Below are 13,532 nucleotides of genomic sequence, written 5' to 3' on the forward strand. Positions count from 1 at the left end.
TTACGCCAGCAGTTGGCGGAAGATGCGGGTGGCCATCAGGCCGGCAGCGCTGTGATGGCGTGCAGGCGACATCAGGTCGATCAGCATGGTCATCGCGGCTGGCTTACTGCCGGCGGCGGCCAGGCGCTGTTCCAGGCGGCGCAGTTCCGAGCCGCCGTCGCCGGCATCGAGGTCCGCTTCGCGTGCCGGATGGTGGCGGATCACGCCGCGCGGCTTGTTGGCATTGGGGCGCGTGGCAGCGCCGTCACCGAGCGTTTCCATGGCGCGCTGGCGGGCGCGGAAGCTGATCACACGCGCGCCCGTGGCAGGTGCTTGCGCGGTGGCCGCGCGTGGCGTGGCGATCCAGTCGCGCAAAATCTGCTGTTCATAGCTGCTGAACACGCCGAACATCTCGGCGCGCTCGCTCTGGATCAGTTTCCAGAAGCGGCTGTTTTCGGCCGGTTCGCCGCGCTTGATCCACCCGGCGTTTTCCAGTTCCAGCAGCATGTGCGGGATTTGCGCGGGTTCGGCCAGCCAGTCGTTGATGCTGCGGCCCGCCACGCGGCAGTAATCGGAGTGCATGTTCTGACCGACCACGCTTTTGTCCTGCATGATCTGCACCAGCTCCGCTTCCAGGTCGAATTCGTCGATGACCGACATGGTGCAGGCGCCCAGGTCGTTCAGGCGGTAGCCGTCGAGCATGCGGCGCTGGAAGTCGGCCGGGTCGGCGGCATTGGCCATCAACTGCTGCACGCCTTGCAGCGCCTTGTGGGCGTGGCCGGTGCCGGCGTTGTCCACCGTGATGTGCAGCGTGAAGTAATAGGGATCGATGCCCAGCTCGTTGAGCTCATATGACGTGATGAGCAGGTGCAGCGGCAGTTGTTCGTAACCGAGGTTGTAGCCGACGATTTCGGGCAGGTAGTGTTCGGCGTCCGCCGCCAACGCCAGCTGGATTGCGCCTTGCACGAACTTGTCGTCGTCGAGGCCGCGCCACTGGTCGCATTCGAGGCCCGCCAGCAGCTTCTTGTACAGGACCACGTGGTTTTTTTCAGCGATGCCGTCGCCCAGTTCTTCCAGGTATGTTTGAATCAGCGGACGGAAATCGGGATCCTCCCAGCGCTCGAGCAGGGCAAACAGCCAGGCGCCATCGACCAACTTGGTTGGTGCGACCGCCTTGATGAAGTACATCGCGTGGGATTTGCTGGCGAAGTAGCGGCGCGGGGCGCCGCTGCGCCGAGCGTCGAGATAGTCGCGGTACTGCTGGCCGACGGCCACGCTGCGCGCGCGCATCCACTCGCCCATTGCGGTGACGTCGGCCGGCACGTCGTCCTGCAGCGCGCGCGCCGCTTGCAGCTGGCGGTCGAGGTAGCCGCGCGCAGTGTCGCGGTGCTCGGTCAATGCGCCATGTTCAAGCAAAAAATAAAGTTCTTTCGCCGATGGCGTGGAGGACGCCGAAGGCGCTGACGACAACAGTGGCGCGAGGGAGGTTTGCATGGGAGGCCCGGAAACTGGTTTATTTAATGCATTATCCCGGGCGGGGGAAAGACGTGATATCGGTGCTCCCCCTGAGGCTGTGTAAGACGATGATTACACGTATTGCCTCAGGGGATCAGTGCTTACTTTTTGCTGGGAACCGGCGTGACATTCTGCGCATCGGGCACCGGCTTTTTGGCCTGCACATTGCGCGTTGCGGACGGCGATTGCGCCAGGTTGCGGGTGCGGGTGGCATCGGCCAGCGCCGCAGCGCAATTGACCGGTTCCACCTTGCTGACGTTAATCAAAGGCAGCAGCGCTGCCAGCGGATTGACCACGGACGCCAGTGCCACCGCCGCGCCACCTTTCAACGCCAGCGGGCCGACATGCGGTCCCACTTTCGGGTCGGTGAAGGTGCCCCTGGCGTACAGCGGCGTGCGCAGCGTGATGATGCGGGCGCCCTTGGTCTGCGGCTTGACGTCGAGGTCCAGCTGCTCGGTGGCCAGGTTGACGGAACCCGCGACATTGATTACCGCTTCGTCGGTATCGACCACGAAGCGGCGGATTTGCGCGTTGCCGCGTTCCACCACGAAGTCGCCGGCGCCGCAATTGAGCTGCACCTGCTTGTCGCCGAACAGTTTGACGAACACCAGGTTGGCCACGTTCAGGCCCGCCGCTTCGAGAATGAATTTGCTGACCGTGCCATCGCTGACGGTGGCGCCCAGTTCACCATTGGACGTGGCCAGCATGGTCGATACCGAGTTGCCCTTGCCAGCGAGCGCCACGTCAGCGTTGACTTCACCCACGCTGCCCTGCATCGATTCCAGCTTGGGGAACAGCTGCTTGATTTTCAGGTGACGTGCGGCCGCGCGCATCTGGGCATCGATGGTGTTGTTGCGGCCATCGAGGCGGATGTTGGACGAGACCGAACCGCCGGCCATGCCGAAGTTGAGCGGCGTGAGGGTGAGCACCTTGTCCTTCATGCGGATACGGGTTTCCACGTCGGTAAATGGAATATCGGCCGTGCGCACCAGCTTTTTACCGGTGAACTTGACGTCGGCATCGAGCGCGTCCCATTTCTCGGTATTGAACTGCTCGACGGGCAGGGCCTTGCCATTCGGCTGGACTTTTTTCTGGCCGCGCGCTGCCTTGTCTTCGTTGGAGTCGGCGCCGATGGTGGGGCCCAGGTCTTCGAGGCGCAACTGTTTCGATTGCACGGCGCCGGTCAGCAGCGGCCGCGGTTTGCGCACGCTGTATTCGAGCGTGCCTTCGAGGTCGCTGCCGCCGACCGTGCCGGTGAAATTGCGATAGGCCCAGTTCCAGTTCGCGCCGGCTTTTTTGCCCACCAGGCGACCCTTGGTGGCATACGGCGGCGTGGCCGGCAGCAGCACGCCGGTAATCGCATACAGGTCGGCCATCGAGGCCCCGGCCAGCGACATATTGAGGTCGATGCCGGCCAGCGAACGCGGATCGGTAATGATACCTTCCAGGGCCAGCTTGTTCTTGCCGGCGGCGGCATCGGCCTGGATCGGGAACTTGAGGTGGTCCTGCTGCAGCGAAAGCACGTTGCCGGTCTTGCCGCCGCCGACGATTTTGGCATCGCGGTAGGTGCCGCCCAAGATGAAGCGCAGGCCGTAAGTCTTCGCTTCGTCACCAGACAAGGTCTCCGCCTTGGCGTTGACATCGAGATCGATGCCACGGTCGATATAGCGCGCCGTGCCTTCGCTCAGCTGCACGCGGTCGATATTGACGTCCCATTCCGACGGGCCGTTGTCCTTGAAGGTCCAGGTGTTGGTGCCGTCGGCGCGGCGCTCAGCGGCCACGGCCAGCTTTTCGACAGCCAGGTCGGAGATGTGCGCTTCCTTGTGCAGCAGCGGCAGCAAGTGGATGCCGGCGGCCACGTTGCCCACGCTGACCAGCTGCGGCCCGGCCTTGGTCCATTCCGGGTTAGCGATGTGGACGTCGGCAGCGTTGATCTGCGGCCGGGGCACGTAGTGGCGCCAGCCCGTTTCGTTCGGTTCCTTCCACTTGAAGCGCACGCTGAGATCGCCCTTGATGGCGAACTCGCGGCCGATACTCTCCGACACCTTGTTGTTGATGTAGGGCTTGGCGCGATTCCAGTCGAACGTCAGGATGAAGACGACGACCGCCACCAGCACCAGCACGAGGAAGGCGAGGATCGCGAGGAAGATATTGAGTGGGCGTGATTTTGTCATGGCCTCATGGTAGGCCTGACAACTCCCCATTAATGTGCGCTTCACCACATACGCGCAAGGTTGGTTGCCGCAAGGCTAACTGTTGGTTAGCAGGTGCGCGCGCAGCAGTTCGCGTTCGACCGGTTCCGGTGTGCCCATGTAGCGCAGCTTGTTGCCCGCCTGGGTGGCCACCGGCAGGCCGTCGCGGAACAGGATGCGGTTGCCGGCCAGCGCCGGCACCTTGTCGCCGGGAAGCAGGGTGCCGCACAGGTTGAGCGGGTCGATGCCGGACAGGCATACCAGGGCGCCATCGTGCGGGCGCCGCCGCATGTCGCGCAGCAGCGGAATCGCTTCGGGCAGCGCGAACTGTTCGCCCGACAGGCCGGCCACGAAGCGCCCGCCACGGATGTCGCCGCGTGCTTCGAGCCGGTGATAGACGGGCAGCAGTTCGCGCCAGGCCGGCATCCACGATGCCTCGCGCTCGAGCAGCCGCCAGAACATCACTCCATAGCGGCGCAACAAGGTCATGGCGATGTGTTCCAGCGTTTCGGGATCGGTGCGTGGCCGGCGCGCCGGCGCCGTCGGCTTTTTCGCGGGATTTGCTGGCGTGGGTTCGCCGGCGGCGACGATCTCGCTGGGCCGTTCGACGATGGTGACGCCGTCGGCGCGGCGCACCAGCGCCCAGCGGCCGGCTTCCTCCATCGCAGGCCCTGCGCCCACCATGCCGCGCCGGCGGCGTTTATCGAGCGTGTTGCGCCTGGCTGCCGGCGCCAGCATCGCGCGCAGGCCGGCGTAGCTGTCGGCATTGACCAGGCCCGTGGCCACCAGCTCGCCCAGCGCGGTTTCCAGCTCCGCACCGAGCAGGCGGGCGTCGCGCGTCAGTTCGTCGAAGAACATCGCGCCTTCGCTGCGCAGCGCAGCCAGCACCCGCGCGGCGCGGGCCGATACGGTGATCTCGCCAGCGACCGCCGGCAGCGCGTGCCACAGCGCCAGTTGACGGCGGGGCAGCAGCACCAGCGGCGTGCCGCGCACCGGGCCGCCGGCGGCGGAACTGGGCGCGCCCACGCGGGTCCAGACGATTTTGCCGGCGCGGCACAGGTCGTCGAGCCAGGTGTTCGAATAGTCTGCCACGCGCAGGGCCAGCAGGTCGCTTTCCCAGCCGCCGGCGGCTGCCTCGTAGCCTTCGAGCTGCGCCAGGATTTGCGCCAGCGCCTCCTGACCACTGAGCTGGTTACCTTCGGACAGGTGCTGCCAGTCGAACAGGAAGCGCATGAAGTCCTGGCGCTCGACCGGCTCGATCTCGCGCCGCAGTCGCTTGATGGTGTAGCGGTGGATGCGCGCCAGCAGGTGGCGTTCCACCCATTCCTCGTCCTCCGTACCGGGCGTAAAGCGGCCGCGCATCACGTAGCCTTCGCTCTCCAGTCGGGTGAGCGCGATAGTCGTTGCCGATGCATTCAAACCCAGCGGGGCGGCGATGGCGGCGATGGTCTGCGGGCCGAAGCCGCTCAGGCGCGCGCGCAGCAGTTCCACCAGCGCGCTGTCGCGGGTCCAGGCTTCGTCGTCAAGGTGGGCCGGTGGCGGCGTCAGTGGCGGTGTGCGTGATGCGTGCGGATATGCCGCTTGCAGGCAGGCCAGCCGTTCGAGCGCCACCCACAGCTGCGTGTCGCCATCGGCCAGCAGCGTGGCGCGTCCGCCGGCCACCAGCGCTTGCAGCCAGCCGGTCCAGCCGGCGTTGGCGCTGGCCTCGTCCTGCGTAATGGCGGCCAGGGCGACCAGCGCCTCGTGCATCTCGTCGCTGTTGCGCACATCGGGCCACGCTTCCTGTGCCACGGCCTCGATGGCGCCGGCGTCCAGCGCGCCCAGGTCGTCGGTGGAGGCGGGGTCGGTCCAGCGGCGGTTGAGCACTGCCTGGGTGCGGCGCTCTTCCAGCGGTGCGTCGTCCAGAAAGGCGTAAGGGCGGGCGTTGAGGATTTCCATCGCCAGCGGCGACGGCGCCGGCAGGTCGCGCGCCAGCAGCCGCACCTCGCCCGCCTCCATGCGCTGCAACAGGGCCAGCCAGCCTTCGCTGTCCATCGCCTCGTGCAGGCAGTCGTCCAGCGTCTGGTCCACCAGCGGGTGGCTCGGCAGTTCGCGTTCGCCGACGATATTTTCCAGGCACGCCGCCTGGTCGGGAAAGACGGCGGCCAGCAGGTCGTCGCTTTTCATTCTTTGCAGTTGCGGCGCGACCTTGCGCCCACCTGCGTAGCGGGGCAAGGCCAGCGCGGTGGTGGCGTTCCAGCGCCACCGCACGTTGAACAGCGGCGCGTCGAGCAGCGCCTGCACCAGCACCTGCTCGGCGGTGGCGGCGCGCAGGTAGCGCCATACCTCGTCGAGCGGGAAGCTGTGGCTCTCGGACAGTGACAGCACGATGGCGTCTTCGGTGGCGGCGGCCTGCAATTCGAAATTGAAATTGCGGCAGAAGCGCTTGCGCAAGGCGAGGCCCCAGGCGCGGTTGATGCGGCTGCCGTACGGCGTATGCAGCACCAGCTGCATGCCGCCCGATTCGTCGAAAAAGCGCTCCATCACCAGCGTGTCGTGGGTGGGCAGTGCGCCCAAAGCGGAGCGGGCGCGGGCCAGGTAGTCGACGATCTGGCGCGCGGCGTCGTCGTTCAGCCCCAGGTGTTCGTGCAGCCAGTCGATGGCGCGTTCCAATGCGGCTGCGCCGGACTCGCCGTCGGCACGGCCCAGCAGCCGGTCGATCTCGCCGCGCAGGCGCGCCACGCCGAACGACAGCTCGTCGCTGCGGCCCGGCGCCTCGCCGATCCAGAACGGGATGTTGGGCGCGGCGCCGTGGGCGTCTTCCACCCGCACCTTGCCGGCGTCGATGCGCTGGATGCGGTACGACGTGTTCCCGAGCTGGAAAACGTCGCCGGCCAGGCTTTCGACCGCGAAGTCCTCGTGCACGGTGCCGATCGAGATGCCCTGCGGTTCGAGCAGCACCGAGTAATCGGCGTTGTCGGGAATGGTGCCGCCAGAGGTGACGGCGGTGAGCTTGCCGCCGCGCCGTCCGCGTACGGTGCCGCTCACGGTATCGCGGTGCAGGTAGGCGCCGCGCACGCCGTGGCGGGTGGTGTAGCCTTCCGAGAGCATGCGCAGCACCGCGTCGAAACGGTCGCGGGCGAGGGTGGCGTAGGGCCAGGCCTGCCGCATCAGGGCAAACAGGTCGCCCTCGCGCCACTCTCGGCTGGCCACTTCGGCCACGATGTGCTGGGCCAGCACGTCGAGCGGCGCCACCGGCACATGCAGGATATCGAGCTCGTCGCGGCGCACGCAGTCGAGCAGCGCCGCGCATTCCACCAGGTCGTCGCGCGAGGTGGGAAACAGCCGTCCCTTGGGCAGCCCGCCCACGTGGTGGCCCGAGCGGCCCACGCGTTGCAGGAAGGCGGCAATGCTGCGCGGAGAGCCGATCTGGCAAACGAGGTCCACGTCGCCGATGTCGATGCCCAGTTCCAGCGAGGCAGTAGCGACCAGCACCCGCAAATCGCCGCGCTTGAGGCGCTGCTCGGCATCGAGCCGGTATTCCTTGGACAGGCTGCCGTGGTGCGCGGCCACGTGTTCGCCGCCCAGGCGGTCGGCCAGGTGGCGCGCCATGCGCTCGGCCATGCGCCGGGTATTGACGAACACCAGCGTGGTGCGGTGCAGGACGGTCAGCTCCGCCAGCTTGTCGTACACGCGCTCCCACACTTCGTTGGGCATCACCGCTTCCAGCGGCACCGGCGGCAGTTCCAGCCCCAGGTCGCGCGCGCGCACGTGGCCCACGTCCACCACCGCGCAGTCTTCACCGGTACCGGCCAGGAAATGCGCCACGGTGGACAAGGGTTTTTGCGTGGCCGACAGGCCGATGCGCACCGGTGGCGTCTCGCACAAGGCGTCGAGCCGCTCCAGGCTCAGCGACAGGTGGCTGCCACGCTTGCTGCCGGCTACCGCGTGGATTTCATCGACGATCACCGTGCGCACGCCGGCCAGCATGGCGCGGCCGCTGTCGGAACCGAGCAGCACGTACAGCGATTCGGGCGTGGATACCAGGATGTGCGGCGCGCGGCGACGCATGGCATTGCGTTCGGCCTGCGTGGTGTCGCCGGTGCGCACGGCGCTGCGGATGCCGTGCGGCGGCAGTCCCATCGCCTGCAACTGCGCGGCGATGCCCTCCAGCGGCGCGAGCAGGTTTACCTGGATATCGTTGGACAAGGCCTTCAACGGCGAGACATACAGCACCCGCGTGACATCGGGCAGCGGGCCGGCGCCGCTCTCGCGCACCAGCGCATCGATCGCGGCCAGGAAAGCCGTCAGCGTTTTGCCCGAGCCGGTGGGCGCGGCGATCAGGGTGGGGCGGCCGGCCTGGATCAGCGGCCAGGCGCGGCGCTGCGCTTCGGTGGCGGCGGGGAAGGTCGCGCCAAACCACGCGGCAACGGCGGGGTGGAAGTCTTGCCAGTCTTGGCGGGCGGGTTGGCTCATGGAGACGAAGATGGGGGCGAAGTCGGTGAACGCAATAATGCGAACCATTGTAATTGAGTCATGCAATCAAGGCATGTACCGATGAATCTAAACCTAAGTATGAGTTGGCATTACCAAGGTGCGATTTCGCCAACTTCCGGGCCGCTCTATATTGGCTACAGGTCGGCGCCGCCGTCCTGCTGTTTGCCACTCAGGAGAGAACATGTTCGTGCATAACGATAAAAAGCTGCCCGTGCTGCGCACGGTAAAAGCTGAATGGCTGGTGTTGTGTTCCGTGCTGCTGGTGAGCGCGCTGATGATGGGTTACTTCATCTGGAACGAGCGCGCGCTGCTGATCGCCTCCAACATCGAACGCATGCGGCTGCAAACCCTGATCATCGACGAAAACCTCAGCCGCCAGTTCGAGGGCGTGCGCAGTGCGCTCGACAGCACGCGCGACGCCTTCCGCGCCAATGGCATGTGCACTGCCGACTGCCGCCGTCTGCTGCTGCAGTCGCTCAAGCGCGCCATGCCCGGCGTGCGCGCGCTGCTGGTGGTGGACCGCCATGGCGCCATCGTCAGCTCCGACGACGACCTGCGCGACGTGCGCCTCGACGACAGCAACTACACCAGCAAGGTCGCCGCCATGCGCGACGCCGACACCCTGTACCTGTCGCAGCCCTACGAAAACACGCCCGGCGTCTTCAACATCAAGCTGTCGATGGCGCTGATGCACGCCGACGGCACCAACAACGGCGCCGTGATCGCCATTCTCAACCCCGAATATTTCGACGCCGTGATGCGCTCGGCCCTGTATGCGCCGGACATGAACAGCGCCATCATCGAGGACAGCGGTCGCCGCATCCTGTACGTGCCGGCCGATCCGGCGGCGATGCGGCGCGCGCTTACTTTGCCCGATCCGTTCTTCACGCGCCACCAGCGCAGCGGCCGCGCCGACACCGCCTTCGACGGCCTGGATGCCCATGGCGCACCGCGCCTGGTGGTTCAACGCACCATGTTCATGGGCGGGCTGGGGCTGGACCACACGCTGGTAGTGAGCCTGGGGCGCGATCCCGCCATGATCGCCCAGGGTTGGCGCAGCATGGCCTGGTCCAGCGCGCTGGCCTGGCTGCTGTTCGCGCTGTGCGCCACCGGCACGCTGGCGCTGGTGCACCGCCGCCGCCAGGCGCTCGACGACCTGGCGCGGTTGCGCGCTGACGAGCAGGCCGCCGCCGCCGAAAAAGTGGAGCTGGCCCTGAACGGCGCCAACCTGGGCCTGTGGGAGTGGGACATGGTGGCCGACGTGCGCAGCGTCGATGCGCGCTCGGCGGCCATGCTGGGCTACACGCTGGAAGAACAGAACCGCGTGCTGCTCGACTGGCGTCCGCTGGTGCATGCCGACGATATGCCGGGCCTGGATGCCGCGCTGGCCGCGCACCTGGCCGACAGCAGCCGCTCGTACGAGGCCGAATACCGCATGCGCCACCGCGCCGGCCACTGGGTGTGGCTGCAAAGCCGGGGCAGGGTGGTGGACCGCGCGCCGGACAGCACCCCGCTGCGCATGCTGGGCACCCGCATGGACATCAGCGCCCGCAAGCTGGCGGAAGCGGAAATCGCCCACCTGGCGTTCTATGACGGCCTGACCAACCTGCCCAACCGCCGCCTGCTGCTCGACCGCCTGCACCACGCCATTGCCAAGGCCGGGCGTAGCGCCAGCCACGGCGCCGTGCTGTTCGTCGATCTCGACAACTTCAAGTCGCTCAACGACACCATGGGCCACGACATGGGCGACCGCCTGCTGGAAATGGTGGCCTTCCGCCTGCAGGAAGTCACGCGCGAAACCGACACCGTGGCGCGCCTGGGCGGCGACGAATTCGTGATCCTGCTCGAAGACCTGGGCACCCAGCAACAGGCTGCGCTCGACAACGCCGCCTCGGTGGCCGGCAAGGTGCTGGAGGCGCTGAGCCGCTGTTACCTGCTGGACGGCCACGAGCTGCTCAGCACCCCCAGCATCGGCGTGGTGCTGTTCTGCCAGGAGCACCACACCATCAACGACCTGCTGCGCCAGGCCGACATGGCGATGTACGAGGCCAAGGCGGCCGGCCGCGCCACCTTCCGCTTCTTCGACCCGCGCATGCAGGTCGCGCTCGACGCCTCGGCATCGCTGGAAAACGACCTGCGCTTCGCGCTGGCAGGCGGCCAGTTCCAGTTGTACTACCAGCCGGTGGTGGACGTGGATGGCCGCGTCAAGGGCGTGGAGGCGCTGCTGCGCTGGAACCGCCCGCGACGCGGCCTGACCGGCCCCGGCGACTTCATTCCGCAGGCCGAAAAATCCGGCCTGATCCTGGAACTGGGCGCGTGGGTGCTGGAACAGGCGTGCGCCCAACTGGTGGCGTGGTCCGGCTGCGCCGATACGGCCCATCTGACCATGGCGGTCAATGTCAGCGCGCGCCAGTTCCGCCAGCAGCATTTCGTCGAGCAGGTGCTGCGCGTGCTGGAGCAGACTGGCGCCGATCCGCGCCTGCTCAAGCTGGAACTGACCGAGAGCATGCTGCTGGCCGACATGGACGAGGTGATCGCCCGCATGACCACCCTGAAGGCGCACGGCGTGGGTTTTTCGCTCGACGACTTCGGTACCGGCTATAGTTCGCTCAGCTACCTCAAGCTGCTGCCGATCGACCAGCTCAAGATCGACCGCTCGTTCGTGCACGACATGCTGCATACGCGCCATGCCTCGAGCATCGTGCGCGCCATCGTCACGCTGGCCTATAGCATGGAGCTCGACGTGGTGGCCGAGGGCGTGGAAAGCCGCGAACAATGGTCGGCGCTGGAGGCCATCGGCTGCAATACCTTCCAGGGCCACCTGTTCGGCCGCGCGGCGCCGCTGGTGGAGCTGCCGCTGGCGTCGCCCGCCGATTGCAACGCGCTGGTAGCATAGGACTGTGCCCGTCGCCGCGCAGGCGAATTGTATCCGCCATGGCGGCGCACGGGCAGGTAAGCTGGAACCACCGATTTTTACAGGAGCATCGACGACATGGGTACCAAACACACTGAAGCTGCGGGCCGGATCGAGCCGTACACCCACCCGGCGGCGGGGTGGGGGGCGCTCAAATACGTGGCCCTCAACCTGTGGCGCGAACGCGTCGCCGCCGGCAAGTACGGCACCCTGTTCGCCCAGAACCAGCCCGACGGCTTCGATTGCCCCGGCTGCGCCTGGCCCGACCGCGAACACAGTTCCACCTTCGAATTTTGCGAGAACGGCGTCAAGGCGGTGGCGGCGGAGGCCACCAGCAAGCGCGTGACCAACGACTTGTTCAGCCGCTACAGCGTGACCGAGCTGCTGGCGCAGTCGGACTACGAACTCGAACAACATGGCCGCCTGACCGCGCCGATGCGCTACGACGCCGCCACCGACCATTACGTGCCGGTGTCGTGGGACGATGCATTCGCCCTGGTGGCGCGCGAACTCAAGGCGCTAGCCCACCCCGACCAGGCGGCGTTCTACACGTCGGGCCGCGCCAGCAACGAGGCAGCCTTCCTGTACCAGCTGTTTGCGCGCGCCTACGGCACCAACAACTTCCCTGATTGCTCGAATATGTGCCACGAGGCGACCAGCCGGGGCCTGCCGGCCTCCGTGGGCGTGGGCAAGGGCACGGTGGTGCTCGAGGATTTCGAGCATGCCGACGTGATCATGATCTTCGGCCAGAACCCCGCCACCAACCATCCGCGCATGCTGGGCGAACTGCGCGACTGCGCCCGGCGCGGCGCCACCATCGTGTCGATCAACCCGTTGCGCGAGCGCGGCCTGGAACGCTTTGCCAGCCCGCAGGATCCGGTGGAAATGATCACCCTGTCGAGCACCCCGATCGCCTCGCTGTTCCTGCAACCGCGCGTGGGCGGCGACTTCGCGCTGATCAAGGCGCTGGCCAAGCGCGTGCTGGAACTCGACGACGCGGCAGTCGCGGCGAACGCCGCGCGGGTGCTGGACGTGGCCTTCATCGCCGAGCATACGACCGGCTTCGATGCCTTTACCGCCGACCTGCGGGCCGAAAGCTGGGACGTGCTGCTGGCCGAATCGGGCGTGCCCCGCGCCACCATCGAACAGCTGGCGCAGGTGTACGCCAAAGGCGAGCGCGTGATCGCCACCTGGGGCATGGGCATCACCCAGCACAAGAACTCCGTGGCAACCATCCAGATGCTGGCCAACCTGATGCTCATGCGCGGGAATATCGGCCGCCTGGGCGCGGGCCTGTGCCCGGTGCGCGGCCACTCCAATGTGCAGGGCAACCGCACGGTTGGCATCGAGGAGCGGCCGACAGACGCCTTCCTCGACCGCATGGAACAGGTGTTCGGCTTCGAGCAGCCGCGCCACCACGGGCTGGACGTGGTGGCCACCATCGCCGCCATGGCTGCACAAAAAGTGAAAGTGTTCGTGGGCCTGGGCGGCAATTTCGCCGTCGCCACGCCCGACACCGAGGTGACGTACGCTGCGCTGCGCTCGTGCGCGCTGACCGTGAACATCACCACCAAGCTCAATCGCAGCCACCTGGTGCACGGTCGCGCAGCGCTGATCCTGCCCACGCTGGGCCGTACCGAGATCGATGAACGCCAGGGCGTGCCGCAAGGCGTGACGGTGGAAGACTCGATGAGCATGGTTCACGTCTCGTACGGCATCAACCAGCCGGCGTCGCCGGACCTGCTCTCGGAAGTGGCGATCGTGGCGCGCATGGCTGAAGCCACGCTGGGCTCAGGTCCTGGCGTGGGCCGCGACAGCCTTGCCTGGAACACGTACCGCGACGACTATGCCCGCATCCGCGACGATATCGCGCTGGTGTTCGACGACTTCCACGACTACAACGAGCGTATCGCGGCGCCGGGCGGCTTCCACCTGCCGGTGGGACCGCGCCAGCTGAAATGGCGCACCGCCAGCGGCAAGGCCACTTTCATCCCGCACGCGGTGGCGGTCGATACGCCGATTGCGCGGGCGCGCCGGCGTCATGGCGACAAGCTGATGGTGATGATGACCACCCGTTCACACGACCAGTACAACACCACCATCTATGCGCTGGACGACCGCTATCGCGGCGTGTTCGGCATGCGCCGCGTGATCTTCATCAACCAGGCCGACCTCGACATGCTGGGCATGAAGGCGGGCGACTGGGTCGATGTGCGCAGCGTGTGGGTGGAAGGCGCCGAAGGGGCCGAGCTTGAAACGGTGCGCCGCGCCGACGGCTTCATGCTGGTGGCCTACGACATCCCGCGCGGCTGCCTGGGCGCCTACTACCCGGAGACCAACGGCCTGGTGCCGCTGGCCAGCGTGGCCGACGGCGCCGGCACGCCCACGTCGAAATCGATCCCCGTGCTGCTGTCGCCGGGCGCCATGCCTGCCGGCGGCGGGCGATAACTTCTTGC

The 13,532-nt window shown here is 66.9% G+C and carries 5 protein-coding genes; 2 read left to right on the forward strand and 3 right to left on the reverse strand.

The window, feature by feature from the left end; translation table 11 throughout:
* The 3 genes from F8197_RS01410 to F8197_RS01420 all read right to left on the reverse strand — a co-directional run bounded on the left by F8197_RS01410 (position 1) and on the right by F8197_RS01420 (position 8,141).
* Positions 1-1,473, reverse strand: a complete 1,473-nt coding sequence (locus F8197_RS01410) for an iron-containing redox enzyme family protein (protein ID WP_152879398.1) — start codon at positions 1,471-1,473, stop codon at positions 1-3.
* Between the two features lie 122 nt (positions 1,474-1,595).
* On the reverse strand, positions 1,596-3,668 hold the full coding sequence (locus tag F8197_RS01415) for an AsmA family protein (RefSeq protein ID WP_152879400.1): 2,073 nt from the start codon (positions 3,666-3,668) through the stop codon (positions 1,596-1,598).
* A 75-nt stretch (positions 3,669-3,743) separates the two neighbouring features.
* Complete coding sequence (locus F8197_RS01420; protein ID WP_152880755.1) at positions 3,744-8,141, reverse strand: DEAD/DEAH box helicase; 4,398 nt, start codon at positions 8,139-8,141, stop codon at positions 3,744-3,746.
* 202 nt (positions 8,142-8,343) lie between these two features.
* Between F8197_RS01420 and F8197_RS28725 the strand changes: the two genes are divergently transcribed.
* Entirely contained in the window at positions 8,344-11,058 is a 2,715-nt protein-coding gene (locus F8197_RS28725) for an EAL domain-containing protein (protein ID WP_152879402.1), read from the forward strand.
* A gap of 96 nt (positions 11,059-11,154) precedes the next feature.
* Positions 11,155-13,524, forward strand: coding sequence for an FdhF/YdeP family oxidoreductase (locus tag F8197_RS01430; protein ID WP_152879404.1), 2,370 nt, complete (start codon positions 11,155-11,157; stop codon positions 13,522-13,524).
* Positions 13,525-13,532: the final 8 nt, after the last annotated feature.

Source organism: Duganella sp. FT27W, from assembly GCF_009295655.1.
In the GTDB taxonomy this organism is placed as follows: domain Bacteria; phylum Pseudomonadota; class Gammaproteobacteria; order Burkholderiales; family Burkholderiaceae_D; genus Rugamonas; species Rugamonas zoogloeoides.

What these genes read in the sequence shown, in the direction of transcription:
- F8197_RS01410 (WP_152879398.1), bottom strand. Translation starts at nt 1,473, where the DNA reads ATGCAAACCTCCCTCGCGCCACTGTTGTCGTCAGCGCCTTCGGCGTCC.
- F8197_RS01420 (WP_152880755.1), bottom strand. Translation starts at nt 8,141, where the DNA reads ATGAGCCAACCCGCCCGCCAAGACTGGCAAGACTTCCACCCCGCCGTT.
- F8197_RS28725 (WP_152879402.1), top strand. Translation starts at nt 8,344, where the DNA reads ATGTTCGTGCATAACGATAAAAAGCTGCCCGTGCTGCGCACGGTAAAA.
- F8197_RS01430 (WP_152879404.1), top strand. Translation starts at nt 11,155, where the DNA reads ATGGGTACCAAACACACTGAAGCTGCGGGCCGGATCGAGCCGTACACC.
- F8197_RS01415 (WP_152879400.1), bottom strand. Translation starts at nt 3,668, where the DNA reads ATGACAAAATCACGCCCACTCAATATCTTCCTCGCGATCCTCGCCTTC.